Annotated in this window: 16 protein-coding genes; 8 read left to right on the top strand and 8 right to left on the bottom strand. The window is 72.4% G+C overall.

Translation table 11 applies throughout. The features are described 5' to 3' along the window. The first annotated feature begins 351 nt into the window (after positions 1–351). From LZ198_RS03410 to mxcH, 5 genes are read left to right on the top strand one after another with little or no spacing between them, the layout of a single operon-like run. On the top strand, positions 352–1,572 hold the full coding sequence (locus LZ198_RS03410) for an MxcI (protein ID WP_253970408.1): 1,221 nt from the start codon (positions 352–354) through the stop codon (positions 1,570–1,572). Between the two features lie 60 nt (positions 1,573–1,632). After that, a complete protein-coding gene (locus tag LZ198_RS03405) occupies positions 1,633–1,962 on the top strand; it encodes a hypothetical protein (protein WP_253970407.1) in 330 nt (109 codons plus the stop codon). After that, complete coding sequence (locus LZ198_RS03400) at positions 1,959–2,234, top strand: hypothetical protein (RefSeq protein WP_253970406.1); 276 nt, start codon at positions 1,959–1,961, stop codon at positions 2,232–2,234. Before LZ198_RS03405 ends, LZ198_RS03400 begins: the two co-directional genes overlap by 4 nt. Beyond that, positions 2,231–3,784, top strand: coding sequence for a PepSY-associated TM helix domain-containing protein (locus tag LZ198_RS03395; protein ID WP_253970405.1), 1,554 nt, complete (start codon positions 2,231–2,233; stop codon positions 3,782–3,784). Before LZ198_RS03400 ends, LZ198_RS03395 begins: the two co-directional genes overlap by 4 nt. 23 nt (positions 3,785–3,807) lie before the next feature. Beyond that, on the top strand, positions 3,808–6,306 hold the full coding sequence (mxcH, locus tag LZ198_RS03390; RefSeq protein ID WP_253970404.1) for a TonB-dependent siderophore myxochelin receptor MxcH: 2,499 nt from the start codon (positions 3,808–3,810) through the stop codon (positions 6,304–6,306). Between the two features lie 45 nt (positions 6,307–6,351). On the opposite strand, the gene LZ198_RS03385 is transcribed toward mxcH, so the two are convergent. The 7 genes from LZ198_RS03385 to LZ198_RS03355 all read right to left on the bottom strand — a co-directional run bounded on the left by LZ198_RS03385 (position 6,352) and on the right by LZ198_RS03355 (position 16,021). After that, complete coding sequence (locus LZ198_RS03385; protein WP_253970403.1) at positions 6,352–8,238, bottom strand: IucA/IucC family protein; 1,887 nt, start codon at positions 8,236–8,238, stop codon at positions 6,352–6,354. Then, positions 8,235–9,821 carry an MFS transporter gene (locus tag LZ198_RS03380; protein WP_253970402.1) on the bottom strand — a complete coding sequence of 529 codons (1,587 nt, stop codon included), beginning with the start codon at positions 9,819–9,821 and terminating at the stop codon, positions 8,235–8,237. The genes LZ198_RS03385 and LZ198_RS03380 overlap by 4 nt, the downstream gene beginning before the upstream one ends. Continuing rightward, on the bottom strand, positions 9,818–11,188 hold the full coding sequence (locus LZ198_RS03375; RefSeq protein ID WP_253970401.1) for a lysine N(6)-hydroxylase/L-ornithine N(5)-oxygenase family protein: 1,371 nt from the start codon (positions 11,186–11,188) through the stop codon (positions 9,818–9,820). The genes LZ198_RS03380 and LZ198_RS03375 overlap by 4 nt, the downstream gene beginning before the upstream one ends. After that, positions 11,185–11,763, bottom strand: coding sequence for a GNAT family N-acetyltransferase (locus LZ198_RS03370; RefSeq protein WP_253970400.1), 579 nt, complete (start codon positions 11,761–11,763; stop codon positions 11,185–11,187). The genes LZ198_RS03375 and LZ198_RS03370 overlap by 4 nt, the downstream gene beginning before the upstream one ends. Next, positions 11,760–13,544 (bottom strand): IucA/IucC family protein, encoded by a 1,785-nt coding sequence (locus tag LZ198_RS03365; RefSeq protein WP_253970399.1) that lies wholly within the window; start codon positions 13,542–13,544, stop codon positions 11,760–11,762. Before LZ198_RS03365 ends, LZ198_RS03370 begins: the two co-directional genes overlap by 4 nt. Beyond that, positions 13,541–15,106, bottom strand: coding sequence for a pyridoxal phosphate-dependent decarboxylase family protein (locus tag LZ198_RS03360; protein WP_253970398.1), 1,566 nt, complete (start codon positions 15,104–15,106; stop codon positions 13,541–13,543). Before LZ198_RS03360 ends, LZ198_RS03365 begins: the two co-directional genes overlap by 4 nt. Positions 15,107–15,481: 375 nt before the next feature. After that, positions 15,482–16,021, bottom strand: a complete 540-nt coding sequence (locus tag LZ198_RS03355; protein WP_253970397.1) for an AAA family ATPase — start codon at positions 16,019–16,021, stop codon at positions 15,482–15,484. Between the two features lie 155 nt (positions 16,022–16,176). Between LZ198_RS03355 and LZ198_RS03350 the strand changes: the two genes are divergently transcribed. Continuing rightward, a complete protein-coding gene (locus LZ198_RS03350; protein WP_253970396.1) occupies positions 16,177–18,321 on the top strand; it encodes a WD40 repeat domain-containing protein in 2,145 nt (714 codons plus the stop codon). Here the strand turns inward: LZ198_RS03350 and LZ198_RS03345 are convergent. Next, on the bottom strand, positions 18,318–19,310 hold the full coding sequence (locus LZ198_RS03345; RefSeq protein ID WP_253970395.1) for a LysR family transcriptional regulator: 993 nt from the start codon (positions 19,308–19,310) through the stop codon (positions 18,318–18,320). The two genes, LZ198_RS03350 and LZ198_RS03345, sit on opposite strands and share 4 nt — an antisense overlap. A 120-nt stretch (positions 19,311–19,430) precedes the next feature. Here LZ198_RS03345 and LZ198_RS03340 point away from each other — a divergent pair, with 120 nt between their 5' ends. Together LZ198_RS03340 and LZ198_RS03335 are read left to right on the top strand one after the other, a co-directional pair. Then, the gene (locus LZ198_RS03340; RefSeq protein ID WP_253970394.1) at positions 19,431–20,723 is read left to right on the top strand and encodes an MFS transporter; all 1,293 of its coding nucleotides are present in this window, start codon (positions 19,431–19,433) and stop codon (positions 20,721–20,723) included. Positions 20,724–20,915: 192 nt separating this feature from the next. After that, positions 20,916–21,947, top strand: coding sequence for a hypothetical protein (locus LZ198_RS03335; RefSeq protein ID WP_253970393.1), 1,032 nt, complete (start codon positions 20,916–20,918; stop codon positions 21,945–21,947). Positions 21,948–22,041: the final 94 nt, after the last annotated feature.

Raw genomic sequence — 22,041 nt, 5'->3', positions numbered from 1 at the left:
GACGTGTCGACGGGCAAGGACCTCCCAAGGGGCCTGGGTCGCGCGGAGCCATACTGGTGGGTTGGCTCTGCGTCGCACGGGTGGAGCGGACGCTCCCGGGCGGCGCGCGTCCCAGCCGGTGGATCTCCAGCAAACCCAGGCGGGATTCTCCGGAGGTCGGGTCGAGCCCCCAACGTTCCGGGTGCGTTGCTTGACAGGGGAAGCGGGGGCGGGCTACTCCATTCGCCATCTCTGATTTTGAGAGTGAATGTCAATTTCAGAGGGCGAGCCGACCGGTGGATGGTTGGCGGACGACGCCCGATGCGAGCCCGGCTCGAGGAGCGAGTAATGCGACGTGGAGTGAGATTCGGCATGAGCAGCATCGCGCGGGGCCTGGTGGCCGCCAGCGCGGCCCTGGTCCTGGCGTCCTGCGGGGACGACGAGCCGACCCCGCCGGGTGGTGGTCCGGACGGGAACGGGGAGGGCGAGCTGTTCATGGTGCACTCCGCCGTGGAGACGAACGGCAGCCGGATGAACTACTTCACCCTGGTGGATTCGCTGGGGGAGGCCCGGACGCTGGACTACGCGAAGTCGCTGGAGCTGCCGGGGCGTCCCCGGCTCTACGCGGCGCAGGGCGTGGGGTTCTTCGCCATCGGCTCCGGTGAGTCGCCCACCATCACTCGCTACGAGGTGAAGGACGGCGCGCTGGTGGCGGGGGCGAGCGTGTCGTTCCAGGCCCAGGGCGTGCGGTCGCTGGGCGCGCAGGCGGTGCTCTTCGTGAGCGCCACGAAGGCCTATTACAAGGACACCGCGCAGGCGCAGATCATCGTCTGGAACCCCCAGGAGATGGTCATCGAGAAGACGCTGCCGCTGCCGGCGGAGCTGGTCAAGCAGGGCTACGTCACGGGCATGAGCCAGTGGGCCAGCCGCGACGGCGAGGCGTTCTTCTCCGTGGGCTGGTCCTCCACGACGTATGACGCGGTCCTGCCCGGGACGGTGCTCGTGCGCATCGACACCGCCACGGACGCGCTGACCTGGACCCAGGACGACCGCTGCCGCGACCTGACGAAGACGCTCCGCCAGGGCGACACGCTCTACTTCTTCAGCGGCGTCATCAACGGCCTGGGCTACGCGGTCAAGGGCACCCACGAGGCCGGTCAGCAGGACTGCTTCCTGCGCATCTCCTCGGGCAAGAAGGCGTTCGATTCGGACTTCGTGGGCACCGTGTCGAAGGCGCTCGACGACAAGCACGTCGGCTTCGTCATCACCGTGTCGGAGGACGGCACCGCGTGGCTCCAGGTCGCGGACAAGACCATCACCCCGACGGCGCCGGGCACCACCTACAGCGAGTGGTACAGCAAGGGCTGGAGCTGGTGGAAGGTGCCCTTCGCGTCGCTGACCACCGCCGCCACGCGCGTGCAGGGCGACCCGGGCGCGTACAGCAGCTTCACGCTCACGTCCGGCTCCAACTTCTTCGTGAGCCAGAGCTCGTCCGACTACTCCACCTCCACCCTGATGGACCTGTCCACCGGGGCGCCGAAGCCCACCGTGTCCTTCCCGGGCTTCGTCCTCGACGTCTCCCGCATCCGCTGAGCGCCTGGTGGCGCGGGGTGCCTGGCACCTCGCGCCGTCGGAGCGCATGAGGTCTCCTCGATGGATGTCCTGGCCCCCTCGCTGCTCTGGCTCGGAGTGGTGGGTCTCTACGGCGCGTGGTGGTCCCGCCACGCGGAGCGGAGGCCGGGGCCCGCGCGTGCCTTCGCCGGGCTGCGGGGCGGGGGGCTGGTGCTCCTCCTCGGGGGCTTGGGGGTGTCGCTGGTGGGGGCCGTCCATCCGGGGGCGGCCCTGGCGTCGGCGCTGATGTACGTCATGGCGGCGGGGACGGTGCTGGCGCTCGTCTCGCCGCTGGTGCGCAGGCCCGTCTGGGCCATGGCGCTCCTGGCGCCGGTGGGCCTGGTGCTCGGCGTGCTGGAGCGGGTGTCATGAGCGCCGCCGCGCGCCACCGCCCGGGCGTCAGCCGGTTGCTGGCCGCCGTGCTGGGGGCGCCCCTGGCCGCGCTCCTGGTGTCGCTCGCGCTCCCCGCGGTGGTGCCGGCCTCGTCCGACGTGCGCTACCTGGCCGCCTGCATCGTCGTCATCCCGCTGATGGCAGCGGCTCCCTGTGCGGTGCTCCTGGCCCGGTCGACGGCCCGCGCCTGGGGCGGTATCGCCCTGGCGAGCACGGCGGCGCTGGTCGTCCTCTGGAGAGCGTTCACATGAGGCTCAAGTCCGGGACCTACCGCATCCTCTGGGAGGCCCACGCGTGGGCGGGGGCCGTGGCCTCCGTGCTGCTGGTGGGCATGTTCCTGCTCGGGGTGGTCTCGCTGTTCCGGCACGAGCTGATGCCCTGGCAGGAGCCCCGCCTGCGCACGGGCGCGAGCGCCGTCATCGACGAGGCGAAGGCGCTGGAGACGCTGCAGGGCTGGCTGGACGCGCGCGCGGGCAAGGACCTGCCGACCCAGCTCGACGTGGACCTGCCCGCGCCGTACTCCCCCTGGCTCCGGCTCGAGTGGAAGGAGGGCGGGGCGAAGACCGCCGTGTGGTTGGAGCCCGGCACGGGGGAGCAGGCGCCGGAGCAGAGCGACCTGAGCTACTTCCTGTTCCTGGTGCACTTCCTCTACCCGCTTCCCGGCGGGATGTTCGTGGCCGGCCTGGTGGCCATCGTGCTGCTGCTGGTGGTGGGCACGGGGCTCGTCATCCAGGTGGGGCGCTTCCGCAAGGACCTGGTGCGCTTCCGCCCGCGCGAGGCGCTGCGCACGATGTGGGGCGACCTGCACAAGGTGCTCGGCAGCGTGGGGTTGCCCTACCAGGCCGTCATGGCCTGGACGGCGGCCATCATCTGCATCAACGCCGCGGTGCTCCAGCCGGTGATGGTGCGCACCGCGTTCGACGGGAACCTCGAGGCGGGGCTCGCGACGCTCGGCTATCCCCGGGGGGACAAGCCGTCGAAGCAGCCGGCCGAGGCGCCCCGGGTCGCCACGGTGCTGGCGCGGGCCCGCGAGGCGCTCCCGGGCGTGCGGCACTACCGCTTCTCCCTGCGCAACCTGGGGGATGCCTCCGCGTACGTCGACGTCCGTGGCTACGCGCGCGCGGGGCTCCACGAGTTCACCGCCGTGCGCGTGTCGCAGTCCGGCGAGGTGCGCCACGTCCGCGAGGCCGGAGGCCCCGCCGCCACGGCGAAGCTGCTCGAGGCCGCGTACGTGCTGCACTCCGGGCTCTACGCGGGCATGGGCGTGCGGCTCGCCTACGCGCTGCTGGGCATCTTCAGCGCGCTGTGTGTCGTGACGGGCAACCTGGTGTGGCTGGAGCGCCGCTCGCGCAGCATGCGCCGGGTGGACGTGGCGCTCGCGCGCTTCACGGCCGGCGGCTGCGGTGGCGCGGCCTTCGCGCTCGCGGCCGCGTTCCTGGCCAACCAACTGCTGCCGGAGGCCCTGCCTCGCCGGCCCGACTGGGAGCACGGCGTCTTCTACGCGAGCTGGTGCGCCTGCGTGCTGGGCGCGCTCGTCTATCCCCGCGCCAAGGCCTGCGCCCAGCAACTGCTCGGGCTGTCGGGCGCCATCTTCGTGGTGCTCCCCTGGTTGGACGCCTGGCGCCACGCGCGCCGCGTGTTCGACCCGGTGGGCTCGCCCTATGTCTTCTGCGCGGACGTGGGGCTCGCGCTGCTGGGCGCGATGTTCCTCGTCTCCGCCTGGGTCATCGGGCGTATCTCCCCGAGAGACCCCCGGGACTCCGAGGTGCCGCTGCAGGTCGCGGCACACGAGAGCCGGTGAGTCCTCGATTCGTGCAAGTCATCATGCGTCTGTTCGTCGAAAGCCTGGCCCGGGCCAAGGGGCTCCTCTCCCGCCGAAGCGGTGGCTCGTGTGCGAGCCCGGGCTGGAAGGCCGTGGGCCTCATGGCCCTGTCCCTGGCGGCGCCCGCGGTGGCGCAGGAGTCCGCGCCGTCCTCCGCGCCTCCCGCCACGCCCGCCGCGGAGCCTCGTCCGACGGTGGGGGAGATCGCCGGGCGCGTGTCCGCCTGCGAGGGCGGAGACCTGTCCCAGGCGGAGGTCCTGCTGTTGTCGCCCGACGGCGCCACGCAGACGCCGCGACTCGACGGGCAGCGGCGCTTCTCGGTGTCGGGGCTCGCGCCGGGCACCTACGAACTGCACGCCCTGGTCCCCGGCTGTGAGCCACAGGCCTGGCGCGTCCAGGTGTCCGCCGGCGAGCGCACCCAGGTGGATGCCACGTTGGCGCAGACGCTCACGCTGGAGTCCACCATCGAGGTGGAGGGCCGCAAGCTCCGCAAGGCGGAGGAGCGCGCCTTGTCGTCGGAGGCGGTCCACGTGGTGGAGCTGGAGGAGGCGCGCCAGCAGACCGCGGACCTGGGCGAGGTGCTCAGCCGCAACAGCGGCGTCAGCGTCCAGCGGACCGGAGGCCTGGGGTCCGCCAGCCGCTTCTCGCTCAACGGCTTCTCCGGCGAGCAGGTCCGCTTCTTCCTGGATGGCGTGCCGCTGGACCTCGCGGGCTTCGGGCTGGGGCTGGCCAACGTGCCGGTCAACCTGCTCCAGCGCGTGGAGGTCTACCGGGGCGTGGTGCCCGTCCGCTTCGGCGCGGACGCGCTGGGCGGCGCGGTCAACCTCGTCTCCGCGGATGGCGACGAGCCCAGTGGCGCCTCGCTCTCGCTGCAGGCCGGCTCCTTCGGCACGTACCGGGGCTCCGCGGCGGGACAGTATCGGCTGGGCGAGCGTGGCCTCTTCGTGAAGGGCCATGTCTTCGGGGACCTGGCGCGCAACGACTACAAGGTGGACGTGGAGGTCCCCGACGAGCGGGGCCGGCTCCAGGCGGCGCGTGTGCCGCGCTTCCATGACGGCTTCACCGCGGGCGGGGCCGGGCTGGAGGTCGGCGTGGTCGACAAGCCCTTCGCCGACCGGCTCTCGCTGCGCGTCTTCGGCACGCGCTCGCGCAAGGAGCTCCAGAACAACGTCGTGATGACCGTGCCGTACGGCGAGGCGCGCTCCGCCGAGTCGGGCTACGGCGCGCTCGCGACGTGGGCGCACCAGGGGCTGCTCGACGGCAGGCTCCGCCTGGAGGCCCTGGGGGGCTACAGCCGCCGCGACACGGACTTCCGCGACCTGGCGATGTACGTCTACGACTGGTACGGCAACCGGGGCGTGGAGCGCCGCCAGCCGGGTGAGCTGGGCGCGACGCCGGCGGACCAGGTGCTCTGGCAGCACAGCGTGCTGGCGCGCGTGCATGCCGGCTACGCGCTCTCCCCGGACCAACAGGTGCGCCTCACGCTGGCGCCCACCTTCGTGACGCGCGAGGGCGAGGACCGGCTCAAGCAGGGCTCGGAGGAGCGCGACCCGCTCAGCGCGCAACGGGACCTGCTCACGCTGGTGGGCGGGCTCGAGCACGAGCTGAAGCTGATGAGCGGGCGGATGGAGAACGTGCTCTTCGTGAAGGGCTACGTCATGCGCTCCAGGTCGGAGGAGGTGCTGCCCGGCAACGTCTTCCGCCAGCAGGACCAGTCCAGCGAGCGCGTGGGCGTGGGGGACAGCCTGCGGGTGTTCCTGCCGCGCGGCATCCTGGCCAAGCTCTCCTACGAGTACACCACGCGCCTGCCGGGGCCGGACGAGCTGTTCGGCGACGGGGTGCTCATCCTCTCGAACCTGTCCCTCCGCCCCGAGCTGAGCCACAACGCCAACCTGGAGTTCTCCGCCGACGACTGGCGCACCGGCATCGGGAGCTTCCGCGGGAGCGTGGGCGGCTTCGCGCGGCTGGCGGACCAGCTCATCGTGTTGCTCGGCAACGACACCACGCTGAGCTACCAGAACGTGTACGCGGCGCGCTCGCTGGGCGTCGAGGCGTCCGTGGGGTGGACGGTGCCCGGGGATTGGCTGGCGCTGGACGCCAACGGGACGTGGCAGGACTTCCGCAACGCGGGCGGGCAGGGTGCCTTCTCGGCCTTCGACGGCGACCGCATCCCGAACCGCCCCTGGCTCTTCGCGAACGTCTCCGCCCGGCTCCAGCGGCGCGCGCTCCTCCTGCCCACCGACTCCGCCTCCCTGGGCTTCACCTCACGCTACGTGCACGGCTTCTACCGGGGCTGGGAGAGCCAGGGCCTGCGCGAGTACAAGCAGCAGGTCGACGCGCAGCTCACCCACTCCGTGGCGCTCTCCTATGTCCGGCAGGGCTCGCCCTCGCTGGGTGGGACGCTGGAGGTGCTCAACCTCACGAACGCCAAGACGTATGACTTCTTCGGCGTCCAGCGCCCCGGCCGCTCGTTGTCCGTCAAGGTGACGGCGGACTTCTGACGAGGCCCGGCCCCCGCCCGACGAGGCGGGGGCGGACTCCTGGCGTCAGTCGTGCGCGAGCGGGTTGGGCAGGGTGCCGTTCGGGTACAGCGCGTGGCGCAGCGCCCGGTCGGTGTAGCGGGTGACGACGATGCGGTCCCGGTTGAGCGCGTAGCGCGGAATCTCCGGGACGAGCAGGTCGTACTCGGCGAAGCGTTCACGCAGCGCCGGGAAGCGCTGGTGGAAGTCCAGGATGGTCCGCCGCACCCGCTTCCAGAAGGCGCGCTCGGGCACGCCGAGCTGCTCCTCGCACAGCGGCGCGAGGTAGCGGAAGTGGCCCACGAACACCTGGTCCACCACGTGCTGACGGATGACGGAGGGGTGCTTGCGTGGCAGCACGTGGTCGTGGCCGTCGGGCTCGGGGCCCCGCTCGGGCACGTCCGTGAAGGACACGCACACGTCGTCGACGAAGTCCTTCAGGTACAGCCTGTGGGGGACGTCGCGCTCGTCGAAGCCCAGCAGCGTGTTCTGTCCGTGGGGGTTGAAGGTGATGCCGTAGCGATACAGCACGTGCATGAGCGGCACGAGCAGCGTGTCGAACAGGCGCTGCAGCCACGCCTCCGCGTCCAGGCCCGACGCGCGCACGAGCTCCGCGACGAACGCCGTGCCCGCGCCGTCCACGTGCAGCAGCGAGGCGAACGTGCGCACCCGCTCCTTCGGCGCCTGGCGCGCCGCGACCGGCTCGCGCCAGATGCAGCCCAGCGTCTCCAGGTGCTGGTACGGCACGTCCTCCACCTGGGACAGGTACGGGTGGCGCACCGTCACGGAGGCGACCTCTCCGAGGAACACGGTGCGGCACTCCTCCGTGAGGAACGGGTCGGCGTCCAGCAGGCACTGGAGCCACTGCGTGACGACGGGCGCGCCGAGCGTGCAGTGCGGAGGAATCCCTCGCCAGACGAGCGTGTTGAGGATGCGCAGCGGCAGCTTGACGTCGTAGCGGCCCGGCGTGGTGACGTTGGCCATGGTCCGGATGGACTGGCCCGGCAGGTACAGGTCGGGGCTGTCTCCCAGCGGGACGATGCGTTGCTGCGCCACGTCCGCCGCGTGCAGCACCAGGACCGCGTGCTCCCATTGCCACGGGTGGACGGGCATCCACACGAAGGCGTCGGGGGCGAGCCCCCGGGCGGTGAGGACGCGGGCGAACCGGGCGCGCGTCGCGTCGTCCAGCTCGCGCGCGAGCACCTCGCGCTCGGACAGCGTGGACGTGCCCCGGAACTCGGCGAGGCCGCGATGCACCGCCACCCACAGCAGCCGCACGGGCTGACGGGACTCCGGCGCGTAGCGGCGCACGTCCGACGCGGAGAAGTTCACCCGGCCCTTGTTCGCCACCAGCCAGTTGTGCCCCGTCATGTGGCACTCCAGCTCCGTGTGGCCCACGGCGCGGAGCTCCGCCGCGGTGTGGCCTCCCCGCGAGAGGCGCGCGGCGTCCACCGCCAGCGTGGAGGACAGCTCGTTGAAGTAGGTGGCCAGCGTGGACGGGTCCGTCCCCAGCGTGGAGGCCGCGTCCGTGAGGAACCGCAGCGCGTCCCACGCCGGCTCCGCGATGCTGTTGCCGAGCATGCTGGTGGCGCTCCGGGTGAGGGACGCGGGGTCCACCTTCATCCAGCCGAAGGCGCCCGGCCGCGCCGCGAACCGGTACGACGTACCGCTGCCCAGGTCGACGCGATAGCGCCCCTCGCCCTCGGAGATGGGCGCGAGCATCTCCTCGAAACACCACTCGCCCAGGGCCTTGGCCAGGAGCCGGCGGTTGGCTTCGCGCCAGGCGGCGGCGCCCACCTCCGGCAGCGGGGGAATCGGGTGGTCGGGGCTCGCGTCGGACGATGGGCCCCGGGCGGCGGGGGCGGCGGGGGCGGCGGACGTATCCAGGTCCAGGACTTCGCTTCGGGGGCTCACGGAGACTCCTTCATGGAAAGGGAGGTGTCGGGGCGTGCCGAGCGCGGAGCCCGGGACGCGAGGTTGGAGAGGACATGGAGGGCGAGCACGGCGCCCCCCAGGCACACCGCGGCGGCGACCACGCACACCGCGAAGTACGCGTGGCCGAAGGCCGCGTGGGCCAACGGCAGGAACGTGGGGACGATGGCGTCGAACTGCCCGGTCTCCACGGTGGTGCGCAGGTGTCGCGCGACGTCCCGTGGGAGTGACGCCTGGGAGAGCATGGCGGTGAGCCGCGAGGAGAACACGGCGCCGAAGACCGCCACGCCCGTCGCCGTGCCGAGCGGATAGCAGGCGTTGGTCAACCCGGAGGCCATGCCCGCGCGCTCCGAGGGAACGACGCCGACGGCCACGCCCATCAGCGGTGGGAAGATGAGGGCGCCGCCCGCGCCCATCAGCACCAGCCCGCCGAGGCCCGTCCACGAGGACGCGCCGGAGAGGGTCGCGAGCGCCAGCATCCCCAGCCCGGCCCCCTGGAAGACGAAGCCCCCCGCCACGAGCACCGCGGCCGAGACGCGCGCCTGCAGCCACGTCATGCACAGGCCCACGACGAGGAGGCTCCCCGTCAGCGGCAGGAGCTGGAGCCCCACGCGCAGCGGAGAACCGTCCGCCGTGCGCTGGAGCCACAGCGTGGTGAAGACGAGCACGCCCAGGCCCGACATGCGGGCGAGGAAGCCGAGCACCGCGGCCCCGGAGAGCGCGGGGATGCGCAGCAGCTCCAGGTCGAGCATTCCCCCCGGACGACGCTGGCTCGCGACGAGCGCCGCGAGCAGGACGAAGCCCGCCAACGCGGGCACGAGCACCTGGGGTGAGCCCCAGCCGACGTCCGCTCCCCGGACGAGGGGGTAGTGGAGCGACAGCAGCATGCCGACGGCCAGCAGCGCGCCGAGCACGTCCAACCGCCGGGAGGTGTCCTGGGGTGTCAGCGCGGGCATCCGGCTCATCGCCCCCAGCACGACGCCCACGCCGATGGGGATGTTGACGAGGAAGATCCACCGCCAGCCGACCCACTCGACGAGCACGCCCCCCACCACGGGGCCCAGGGCCCCCGCGGCGGAGGCGATGGCCGCGTAGGTGGCGATGGCCCGTTGTCGCTCGGCGCCCTCGTACACGGCGGCGATGAGGGCGAGCGCCGGGGCGAACACCATCGCCCCGCCGAGTCCCTGGGCCACGCGCGCCGCGACCAGCGTGCCGGCATCCGGCGCCAGGCCACACAGCGCCGAGGCGAGGGTGAACAGGGTGATGCCCGCCACGAAGACGCTCCGCCGGCCGACGCGGTCGGAGAGCGCGCCCGCGGTGAGCAGCAGCGCGCCGAACGCGAGCGAATAGGCGGAGACGGTCCATTGGACCTGGTGCAGCCCCGCGCCCAGGTCCCTGGCGATGGCGGCCAGCGCGACGTTGACCACCGTCACGTCCAGCGTCATCACCACGCCGCCCGCGCTCACCAGCGCGAACGTCCACGCCGCGGCACGGCGCGCGTCGGGGCGCTGCCGTGGGGCCGGCCCCTCCGGCGGCTCGGGCGCACCCGGAGCCCGCGCGCTCATGCGTCCTCCGGTCGCCGGGCGGCGCGTGTCGTCGCCAGGGGGGCGGGGAGGCCGAAGCGCGAGAAGGCCGTGCGCGCGGGCAGGGCGAACACCTCGCGTCCCATGACGGCGTTGAGGATGGTGGCGTTGCGGAACGGGGACACGCCCAGGTCGGGCGCGGCGACGCCGTGGCTGTGCAGGTCCGCGTGGGTCACGAAGATGCGCCCACGGACCTCGGGCGCCAGCTCCACCGAGTAATCCAGTCGGACCCGGTAGCGCCCCTGGTCGTCCCAGCGCAGGAGCCCATCCATGGGCCCCAGGAAGGTGGGGGCGCGGTGCTTGTATCCCGTGGCCGCCACCACCAGCGCCGTCGTGTGCTCGAAGACACCACCCGTGTCCAGGTGGCGGCAGCGCAGCACCACGTCACCCGCGTCGTTCACCGCCGCGGCCTCCACCGCGACGCCGCTGCGCAGCTCCACGTCGGCGAGCCCCTGCTCCAGCTCCCGCCGGTAGAGCAGGTCGTGCAGTTGCTCCAGCGTCTCCGTGGAGACGCCCTTGTAGTGGCGCCACTGCTCGGCGACGAGCCGGTCCTTCGTGGGCTGCGGCAGCGCGTGGAAGTACCGGACGTAGTCCGGCGTCGTCATCTCCAGCGTCAGCTTGGTGTAGTCCAGCGGCGCGAAGGACACCGTCCGCGTGAGCCAGCTCATCGCGGCCCCGCCGCCCAGGTTGCGCTGGAGCAGGTGCAGGGCCACCTCCGCTCCGGACTGGCCGGAGCCGACCACCGTCACGTGCCGCGCCGCCTCCACGTCCTCCAGGCGGTGCAGGAAGTGTCCGGTGTGGACGAGCCGGTCCGCGGGCAGCGAGGCCAGTGCCCCGGGCACCGTGGGCTCCGTGCCGATGCCGATGACGACGTCGCGGGCCGTGAGGCCCAGGCGGCGGCCATCCGCGCGCAGCACCTTCAAGCGGAAGCGCTGGCGCTCCGCGTCCCAGTCGATGGACTCCACCTGGTGGCCGAAGCGCACCGACGTGAGCTTCGAGACGGCCCAGCGCAGGTAGTCCTCGTACTCGCGGCGCGTGGGGTGGAAGCGCTCGCGGATGTAGAACGGGTAGAGCCGGTCCTTCTCCCGCAGGTACGCGAGGAAGGAGAGCGGGTGCGTGGGGTCGACGAGGGTGACCAGGTCGGCGAGGAAGCTGAGCTGGAGCAGGGCCTCGTCGAACATCAGCCCCGGGTGCCAGCGCAGCTCGGGGCGGGACTCGAGGACCACCAGGTCCAACCCCTCCACTACGGAGGCGAGCGCCGCCAGCCCGAGGTTGAAGGGGCCACAGCCCGCCGCGACCACGTCGTGGTCGGTGTCGCGCGGGGAGTCATCGTTCGTGGACGTGTTCATGGGAGGTCCTCCTCGGAGCGGGGATGGACGAGCAGCGTCGCTGCCTTGTCGGGAAGGGTGATGGGGCCGACGACCCGGAAGCCGGCGGCAGTGAAGGCGCGCAGCGAGGGCGCGTTGCGGGAGTCGGGTTCGGCCACCACGCGGGTGCACCGGGGGTCCGCCGCGAGCAGCCCCCGGGCCACCTCCCGCAGCAACAGCCGCCCCAGGCCGCGCCCGGTGCTGGCCGGCTCACCGATGGCCACGTGGACCCCCAGGTCATGGGGGCGCTCCGCGTAGTGCCCGGCGAGCCGGTCCCTCGTCACGCGGTACACCTCGAGGTACGCGAGGGGCGTCTCCTCGTGGATGAGCATGCACGGCAGGGAGTGGTCTCCCGCGAGCTGTCGCTCTAGCTCGGCCCGCCACTGCGCCTCGGGCCAGGCCTGCTTCCAGAACGCGGCCACGTGGGGGGCCTGCATCCACCGCACGATGCGCGGCAGGTCCTCGGTGGCGCTCGCGGGCCGGATGGCCCATGGCGCGGAGAGCCGGGGCACGGGCGGCGGCGGCACCTCGAGTCCTGCGTGGGGGGCGGTCGTCATCGCGTCGCCTCCCTCAGCGGGTTGGGGGCGTCGAGGTAGACGGACTGCGCGTCCAGCGGCGCGAGCACCTCGTCGATGCCGTGCAGCCGGGTGAGCAGGTTGCTCTTGCACGGCAGCGTCTCCGCCTCCAACCAACGGCGGGCCAGCCGGTCTCCCCGGGGGCCCGCGGCGGCGAGGATGGGCAGTGCGTGCCGCAGCCGCTCGGCCATCACCGCGAGCAGCTCGCGTTCGTCGCCCAGCCCCTCGGCGCCGAGGCACCCGACGACGGCGAGCGCCTGGTTGCGCAGCAGGTAGTAGGAGAGCCGCTCGTCGACGATGGCGTCCTCGACGACGGCCAGGGTCGACGCGTCACCGCCCATCCGCGCGAGCAGCCGGGGCAGATGGGACGCCGCGAGGTAGTAGCCCTGGTTGTCCCGGAACGCGGAGCCCACGACGCGGCCCTCCGCGTCGAGCTGGAGCAGCGTGTTCTGCTGGTGTGCCTCCAGGCCGATGCCGGTCGACGCGTACAGGTGCAGCATGGGCACCAGCACGAGGTCCGTGTAGTCCGCCACCCACCGCGCTGCGGCGCCCGCTCCGAGCCGGGCCACGCTCGTCCCCAAGAGGCTGCGCCCCATGCCGGGCCGAGGCGCCACCCAGCCCACCAGGCAGCGCAGGCCCGCGACGTGCGCAGGCACCTCCCGCACCGCCACGTCGAGGCCCGTCACGTCCGGCCCCTCCGGTCGAGAGGGCTCGTCCACGGCGAGCCACGCCGGGTCCCTCACGATGGAGAAGCGCGGGAAGGCCGCGTACGTCTCCTCCGCATGGCCGGCATCGAGCAGCCGGTGGATCTCCAGTCCCCGGCGCAGCTCCGTGCGCGTGGACTCGCGGCGGGAGTTGGTCAGGCGCAGGCCCAGCGACAGCTTCAACATCACCGGTGCGTCGGGTCGGTAGACGGTGCGAACGCTCGAGGTGGGCCACCAGCGCGGCCCCTGCTCGCCGAGCGGCGTGAGCAGGCCCGCGTCGATGAGCGCGGCGATTCGAGGACGGCGGAGCAGGTCGCGGGCCTGCCAGGGGTGCGCCGGCACCAGCACGCGGCCATCGCGCCGGGACACCTCCGCGAGGTCCGCCAGCAGCGCCACCGTGTCCCGCCCCGCGAGCGAGGGTGAGCCCGAGACGGCGTCATGCGACACCACGGATGGAGCGGCCGCGAACCAGTGCAGGCGGAAGGCGCCGCGCATCTCCGGGGAGAAGTCCGCGTTGTCGGTGTCGGAGAGTCCGTCCCGGCTCTTGGGCGCGGGGTGATGCAGGTGCCCGAGCAGCAGGGCCTGCTCCGCCGCGAGGAAGCCGTCCACCTCGGGGGGGGGCTGGGGATGCGCGCGACGGTGGGCGACGAAGTCCGTCACCCGCCGGACCGACTCGCTCGTGCGCTCGACCAGGTCGGCGAGCTGTCCCGAGGGGATTCCGCCTTGGCGGGCGCCTCCTCGGCTCACGGCTTCGTGCGCCACCAGCGCCACGGCGAGCACGGGGTCGACGGCGGAGGTGGCGCCGCCGGGGCCCTCCAGCCGCACGGGCCCGAAGCGGTGCCAGCCCGTGGGGGAGCGGTGGGTGACCTCGGTGCGCAGGGCGAGCCCGGTGCTCGGGAGCACCACGCGCAGGGGCCCCGCGTGGACCGGCGTCCGGGTCTCCGTGAGCCAGCAACGCAGCAGGGCCTCCAGGTGGGCATGCTCGGCCGCGCGGCGCGGCTCCGCGTCGTCCAGCGGCTCCGGGCGCGGGGGGGCGTCCAGGGGAAGGGCGGCGCTCATGCGACCTCCTGTTGGTGGCGGGAGGTGCACGCGCGGCCCGCCGCGAGCACCGCGTCCACGAGGGCATCGAGGTCCTCGGGCGTGGTGGTGGGGTTGAGCAGGGTGAACTTGAGGCAGACGCGCGCGGGTGAGTCCGGGCCGTCCAGGCGGACGGCGGTGCGGCCGATCAACGCGACCCCGGTCTCCATCAACCGGCGGCGCAGCTCGCCGTTGAGGTCGTCCTCTCGCGCGGGCGTCTCCTCGCAGCGGAAGCGGAACACGACGGTGGTCAGCTCCGCGGGGGACACCAGCTCCAGCGCGGGTTCGGTGGCGATGCGCTGCTCGGCGTACCGGGCCAGGTCGTGGCAGGTGTCCACCATGTCACCCAGGCCGCGACGGCCGAAGGCCAGCAGCGTGGCGGCGACCTTCACCGCGTCCGGCCTGCGCGTCGTCTGGAGGCTGCGGCCGAGCAGCCCTTCATAGCCCGCGTCCGCGTCGTCCACCGGGTTGAGGTAGGCGACCTCCCGGTCCAGCGCGGAGAAGGCCTGGGCGTCGGAGACCAGCAGCACGCTGGTGGCGGCCGGCTGCCATCCCAGCTTGTGCAAATCGAGGGTGATGGAGTCCGCGAGCGCCAGCCCCTCCAGTCGGCCCGCGAGCCGCTCGGAGAACAGGGCCCCGAAGCCGTAGGCGGCGTCGACGTGGAACCAGACGCCGTGGCGGGCGGCCAGCTCGGCCAGCCGGGGCAGCGGGTCGATGCTGCCGAAGTCCGTCGTCCCCGCCGTCGCGACGATGGCCAGCGGGGTGTGGTCCGCGGGCAACGTCTCCAGGAGGGTGGCGAGCGCGTCCGGCCGCATCCGCCGGCGCGAGTCGGTGGGCACGAGCCGCACCGCGTCCTCACCCAGCCCGAGCGCCGCGCAGGCCCGCTGGACGGAGAAGTGCGCCAGCTCCGAGCAGAACACGACGGGGTTCGGCAGCAACCCCACGCCTTGTCGACGCGCGTCGACGCCCCGGCGCAGCGCGCTGGCATCACGCGCCAGCAGCAGGCCCAGGAGGTTGGACATGGAGCCGCCCGGGGTGAGGACGCCGTCCGCCTTCGCGCCGAGCCCGGCCAACGACACGAGCCCGTCGATGAGCCAGCGCTCGATGGCGATGGCGCTGGGGCCGGAGTCGTACGTGTCCAGCGAGGCGTTGCTCGCGCTGGCCAGCGCATCCGCCGCCACGGCGACCGTCAGCGGGGGCGGTTGCAGGTGGGCCACCGCATGGGCGTGCGACAGGTGCAGGCCATACTCCACCATCACCCGTCCGAGCCGCGCCAGCGCGGCCTCTCCGCCCATGCCCTCCTCGGGGATGCCCTGCCCGCCGAGCGCCTTGGTCGCGGCGGCCAGGACTTCCCGCGGCGTCCCCGCGCGCAAGGGCCCCGTGGGCCAGCGCGCGATGGCCAGCGCGCTGCCCACCGCCCCAGTCAGCGCCGCGGACACCGCGGCCAGACCCTCGCGAGTGCCGGCCAGCACCGCCGAGGGACGACGGGGCCACCGGGGCGCCATCTCCGCGCCCTGGTTCCCCTGGTCTGCTTCTGTTTGCATTTTCGCTTCCTCCAACCCGATTTGGATAGTGCGAATCGATTTCAACCCGTGGGCGCGGCGCTGCCCGCGTGCGGGCGAGTGGCTGTGATTGGTTCGAGACCCGCGGGACACTAGGGCCCTGGTCTGACACACCGAGACCATGCGACGCGGCATGACACGTCCATGCGCGGTGAGCGCTCAACGGGTGAGGGCTGTGAGAGAAACCCGAGACATCTCGTCGGGGATGAGAGGCTTTGGGACGCGGGACGTCCGTCGGGCGCGGCGGTCGGTCTCGCGGCGCTCCGCCGGGAGTCGGACCTGGCGGATGGTGAGAGGCCTCCGCGCGAAACCGCTGTCGTCAGACGCGCGCTGGCCTGGGCGCGACGCGCGGCGACGTCAGGTGTGTCGCAGGTGGTCGAGGACCTGGGCGACCCGTGAGGCGGTGGTCCCCTGCACGGTGAGCACCTCCATGCCCAGCTCGAACGGATCGTCGAGCAGCACCCAGGCGAGCTTCTCGTCGACCTCGGCCCGCTGCTCCGCGTCCTCGTGGGAGGGGAGCCGGATGCGATCCCTCTCCTCGATGGGGACGAAGACGACGAGGTCCAGGGTCGCCACCGTGGCACGAACCCGGGGGAGCCACTCCTCCAGGTCGAACGCGTCCGAGTCCTCGTGCGTCAGGAGGTACCCCAGGAAGTCGAGGGGGCAGCGGTCGAACAGGACGTCCCTCTTCCCGTCGTCCTCCTCGAGCAGCTCCAGGGAGCGGCGGAGTTGTTCGAGGAAGTCTTCCAGCGTCGGTGGGGCGGTGAACTCGTAGCCGTCCTCTTCGAGGAGCCGGTAGGGCTCGTCGAGGGTCCGGAACTCCGGGAGCTGCTCCTCGAGCGCCTCGATGAGCGTCGACTTCCCTACCCGGTGTGTCCCTGTCACCGCGATGCGCATGCACCTTCGTATCCGAATCCGCTCCTCGTGTCCGGAGGCTCGGTCCACGGGTGGACCTACTCCGCGGGCAGGTGGTGCTGGCCGGCCTCCAGGGCGCTTGGAGGAGGGAGGGGGTAGTTGTAGTCTGGTTGCAAGAAAGGTGGGGCCTCAGACGCATGTCCGGGCACTTCGTGGACCTCGCGCACCTGGCTGGCTGCTCCGACGAGGAGCTGGCGCTGTGGGTGGAGCAGGCGGACTTCGGGCGCTTCGTGGCGGGCAGGGACCTGGCGCCGCTGCGGGAGCGGTTGCTCCGGCTCGAGCGGGAGCAGGGCCTCACGCAGCTCCACCGGCGGGTCTCCGAGAAGGTCCTGTCCGAGGGGACGCGGCTCGTGGAGACCCCGCGCTACGCGGGGAAGCGACGCGCCTTCGCGCTCAGCCCCAGCGGGCGTCATCTGGCCATCGCGGGTGATCGCGACGAGACGTCCCAACTGGGGGGCGCCGTCCACCTCTGGGAGCTGGCGTCGGGCTTCGTCGTCGACACGGTCGAGTGCGAGGGGAACGTGGGGGGCTATGGTGAGGGCTCCAAGCTCCAGTGGTCGCCTTCGGGCTCCTGGCTCGGCGTCAACCTCGGTATCGCCGTCGGGGTGATGCGGGCCTTCGCGGGCACGGCTCCTTCCTTCACCGTCGACGTCACGCGGCGATGGGGCTCTCCACCCCCCTGGAGCGTCAAGAATCCGGAGCACGCGGTCGACCTCGGGCACATGCCCGCCTGGTGCTGGGCTCCGGACGAGCAATCCCTCTTCATCTCCACGCGTGGGCCGGACCATGCGCGTGGGTGCATCGTTCCCTTCCGGGAGCGGGCGGCCATCCGCGAGGAGAGTGAAGGTGTGCGTTGGTGCCCGGCCCGGTGGGCGGGGACGCACTCGCGGAACCATCCCCTCACGTGGGTCCGCTGGAGCCCCGATGGCGCTCGGGTCTTCGGACATGGCAAGCACTCGGTCGACTGGTGGGAGCCGCCGGTCCAGGGGGATGAAGTCGCCTACGACTTCGTCTCCGTGACCGACGTCCAGAGCGGCGACCTCCAGTTCGCCTCCAAGGACCTGAAGTTCCCCCTGGCCTTCTCACCGGACGGTTCGCTCCTGGCCCATGCCACCGAGCGCCTCGTCCTCGCCGATGGGCGCACTGGTCGGACGGTGGCGGAGCTGGGCGAGCAACTGGCGCCGTGCAGGCCCCGTGTCGAATCCTTCACCTGGTCCCAGGACGGTCGGCGACTGGCCGTGGTCAGCAACCTCGGACATCACCCCGATGATGGCGACCCGCGGCGACCGCCCCTCGGGCACGAGCACCCGGCGGTGTTCATCTTCGACGAGGGGCGGTTCCGGTACGTCCTGCGGATGGAGTCCTACTGGTTCGCGGACTCCCGGCGGCCCGACCTCCATGGCTGGGCCTGGTCGCCGGATGGCTCCCAGGCGGCGTGCAAGGTGGACGAGCGGCGAATCAGGGGATGGGCGCTGGCGGATGAACCTCGAAGGCTCTGGGAGCTCGAGAGCGTCGGCCGCATCGAGGGGCTCGTCTGGGCCGCGGACGAGACGCTCGTGGTCCTGGAGGAGGAGGGGGTGGCGTTCTGGGACGTGTCGACCGGCCACCTGCGTGCCCGCCATTCGTTCGCCACCGAGCCAGGGCGCGTGCCGCCTCCCGCGTCGTGGAATCCCTCACCGGATGGACGTGCCCAGGGGCTCCCGACGAAAGACGGGTGGACCTTCACCCGCGTGCTGGAGGACGGCACGGTGGTCTGTCCGCCGGAGGTCCGGGGGCAGCTCGCGTCGCGGTTGATGTTCGCGGTCGACGGGCGCCATGCCTGGCCCTGGCGCTGGGCGGTGGGGACCCGACACACGCGTCTGGAGGAAGGGCTCGCTCGGCCCGCCTCGCGCGCTACCGGGGACGTGGCTCCGTTCGCGGAGCACCGCGTCCCCGTGCCCGAGGGCGAGACAGCGGGGCAGAGGGAGGCGCGCCACGAGAAGTGGGGTCCCCTGGAGCGCTACGCGTACCCCACGCTGCCTGTCTCGCACTACCGCGCGGACCCCGTGTTCATTCAAGGGCCTGACCTCTGTCTCGAGCACCTCGCGCCCTATGTGGGGCAGGCGATGCTGGTCTGTGAGTACCTGGGCTCGGTGCGGCACTTCACCGCGACCCTGCTCGAGGTCTCCTCGGAGGGGCTCCTGCTTCATTGTGGTGAGCGAGGGCGCCGCGTGGTCGACGAGCCGCGCGCGTTCGATTCCATTCTCTGGATGGGGCCGGCGGTCCCGCTGCGGGAGTCCTAGCCGCCGCGCGTGTGCGTGGCCACGGCGAGCGCGGAGGGAATCGTCTCCCGCATCAGCGCGACGAACTTGCGCAGTCGCGCGGGATGGAATCGCGCGGCTGGATACACCAGGGACACCGGCAGGGGAGAGGCCTGCCACTGCGGCACCAGATGCCGCAGGCGACCGCGTGAAATCTCCTCCTGGAGGACCCAGGCCGAGCCCACGCAGACGCCGAGCCCCTTCACCGCGGCGCTGCGGATGGCGTAGAGGCTGTCCGTGCTCAGGCGCGGCTGGAAGGTGATGCGCTGGACCTCGCCCGTGTCCACGTGGGTGAGGGAGAGCTCGGTCCGGTAGAACGTGCGCAGCGACAGCCAGGGGAGCCGCGCCAGTGCGTCGGGGTGGGTGGGCGCGGGGCGGCCCTCCAGGAGTGACGGCGCGGCGGCGACGATGCGCGGCACCTGGGCCACGCGGACCGCCACCACGCTGGGGTCGAGCACCTCACCCACGTGGATGGCGCAGTCGATGCCCCCCTCGATGAAGTCCGCCCCCCGGTCGTGCAGGAGCCACTCGACCGAGACCCGCGCGTGGCGATTCAGGTACTCCGTCAGCGGCTCCACCAGGAGCTGCTGGCCGAACGCGTGGGGAACGACGACCCGCAGCGTGCCCTCCGGCTCGTCGCTCGCGCCCCGCAGGTCGGCCTCGAGCTGCTGCCAGCTCGCGACCAGCTCCTTCGCGCGCTCGTAGCAACGCACGCCGTCCTCGGTGAGCTTCATCGCGTGGGTGGAGCGCTGCAACAGCCGCAGACCCAGCGAGCGCTCGAGCGCCTGCAAACGCCGGCTCACCGTCGGCTGCGTCGTGCCCAACTGCGCGGCGGCGGATGACAGGCTCCCCGCGTCGACGATGCGCAGGAAGGTCTGCATCAGCTCGAGCCGGTCGACCCCCGCGGCGGCGGGGAGGGCAGGGCGCCGGGGAACGGCGCGGGGCCTCGGGGTCTTGGAGCGTTGGGGCATGGGGCTCACGTCACGCGGGGTTATACGCAGAACGTATAGCCGCTGTGCGTGGGGTGCCACTACAGCCCACCGCTCCTCGGGCGCACTGTTCCCCCGTCTCGCGGTCCCGAGGTGAACATCATGTCCTTCATTCGCGCCATACATGGAAACGCCGGCACCGGCGCCATGCCCGTGGGGAGCCCGGCCTCCCCGGAGACTCCACTCCGGCGGGCGGCCACCCGTCACGAGCGCGGCGAGGGCATGTCGCGCGGCCTGCGACTCCTGCTGGCCGCGAGCGCGGGTGTCCCGGTGGCCGCGCTCTACTACAGCCAGCCGATGCTGGGCGTGATGGGGTCCACCATCGGCGCCTCGGAGACGGTGGTGGGGTTGCTGCCCACGCTCACCCTGCTGGGGTACGCCCTGGGCATCCTGTTGCTCACGCCGCTGGGAGACCGGTTCGACCGGCGCCGCATCATCCTCGCCAAGGCCGCGCTGCTGAGCGTGGCGTTGTCGTTGGGGAGCCTCGCGCCGGGCATCGGCGTGCTCCTGGCGGTGAGCTTCGTCATCGGCCTGACGGCGACCGTGGCGCAGGACATCGTCCCGGCCGCCGCGACGCTGGCCCCCGAGCACGAGCGGGGCGGGGTGGTGGGCACGGTGATGACGGGCCTCTTGCTCGGCATCCTGCTGTCCCGCGTCGTCAGCGGCGTGGTCTCGGAGCACCTCGGCTGGCGCGCCATGTATGTCATTGCCTCGGGCAGCGTGGCCCTGGTGGGGCTCGCCGCCTGGCGGGGGCTGCCGCGCTTCCGGCCGACCAGCACGCTGTCCTATGGCGCGCTGCTGGGGTCGCTCGCCGGCCTGTGGCGTCGGCACGGCGCCCTCCGTCGGGCGGCGCTGGCGCAGGGGCTGCTCTCGGTGGGGTTCAGCGCGTTCTGGTCCACGCTCGCGGTGATGCTGCATGGCGCGCCGTTCCACCTGGGCAGCGCCGCGGCGGGGGCCTTCGGCCTGGCGGGCGCCGCCGGGGCCCTGGGCGCACCCATCGCCGGGCGCGTGGCGGACCGCTACGGCCCGGAGGTCGTCACGCGCCTGGGGACGGGCCTCACGGCGGTCTCGTTCGCCACGATGTTCGCCTCACCCTGGCTCGAGCCGCAGTCGAGGCTGTGGCTGCTGGGCGCCAGCGCGATCGGCTTCGACCTGGGCGTCCAGGTCACGCTCGTGGCGCACCAGACCCTGGTCTTCGGCATCGACCCCGCGGCGCGCAGCCGGCTCAACGCGGTGCTCTTCGTGTGCATGTTCATCGGCATGGCCATCGGCGCGGCGAGCGGCAGCCTCGTGCTGGCCCGGTGGGGCTGGATGGCGGTGACGGTGCTGGCGGTGGGCTCGGCGCTGGCGGCCCTCACGGTGCGCCTGTCCTCCGTCGCCCGCACGGGGCGCTGAGGCCCGAGGGGAGGTCTCCCGGACCCAGGCCCGTCTCTTCGAGGGCGCGAAAAAGTGCAAGGAGTTCAGCGGGTTGCGGAGCCATCTAGCCCGCACCGGCCCTGCCCGACGATGGCTCCAGCCGGACGCAACCCTTTCACGGCTGGCGCGATAATCAGACAGGTTCCATTCCTTCAATTTCGCGAGGCCCCCATGGGTTTCCCCGACATCCGCAAGACCTTCAACACCGTCCGCGCCAACGTCCAGAAGACCGTCCAGGAGAACAAGGAACTCATCAAGGGCGGCGTCGCGGTCGCCAGCCAGGGCGTGAAGGCCTTCAACTTCAGCAAGGACGCCTTCCAGCAGATCAAGAACCTCAAGACCGGCGCCGAGGGCCTGCTGGGGAAGACGAACCTGGACTTCGTCCGCAACCCCAACTTCGCGCAGGGGGCGTTCAAGGGCCTCACCAAGTTCGGCGCCAACATGAACGCCGCGCTGCGCTACGCCGGCATCCCCGGCGCGGCGATGGCGGGCGCCACGGCCGTCAAGGACATCCGTCAGGCCATCCGCACGGGCAGCAAGGACGACATCCTCACGGCCACGCGCTCCAGCCTGGACGCGGCCAAGGCCGGCGTCACCGCCGCGACGGGTGGCATCGTCGGTAGCAAGGTGATGGGGGGTGTCCTCGGCGGCAGCATCATGAAGGGCAAGCTGGACGCCGGGAAGAAGGCCCTGGAGACCTTCCAGAAGGCGCTCCCCCACGCCAGCGACGACGTGCTCAAGGCCGTCAAGAACGCCGCCACCAAGGGCATCTTCGAGTCCGGCACCGCGAAGACCGTGGGCCGGGCCATCAGCACCGCCGCCGGCGACGCCGCGAAGGCGGGCAGCACCCTCGCCAAGGGCATCCTGGGCAGCGGCACGCGCTCGGCCGCGAAGGCCGCACTGTCCGCGGTGGGTCGCGAGGCCGGCGAGGCCGCCATCAAGCAGGGCGCGAAGGCCGCCGCGGGCACCGCCGCCAAGGCGCTGGGCCGGTTCGCTCCGGGCGTCAACGTGGCCATCGCGGCCGTCGACGTGGCGAACGCGGGCGCGACGCTGATGGACAAGAACGCGGGGGTGGGCAAGAAGGTGACGTCGGTCATCACCGCGGTGGGCTCCATCGCCGCGGCCACCAACATCCCGGTGGTCAGCCAGGTGGGCGCCGCCGTCTCCACGGTGTCCAGCATCGTGGGCGCCTTCTTCAAGTAGCCGACACCTCCTGGTGGTTTGTCAGCGCGGCTCGGGTGGACTAAGCCTTGGTCCATGCCGAGCCGTCGTTTTGTCCCCCACTGGCGCGGACGCT

Origin of the sequence: Myxococcus dinghuensis (assembly GCF_024198235.1) — a bacterium.
Lineage (GTDB): Bacteria > Myxococcota > Myxococcia > Myxococcales > Myxococcaceae > Myxococcus > Myxococcus dinghuensis.
The sequence above is the reverse complement of the archived record's forward strand: the minus strand, read 5'-3'. Positions and strand labels throughout refer to the sequence as shown.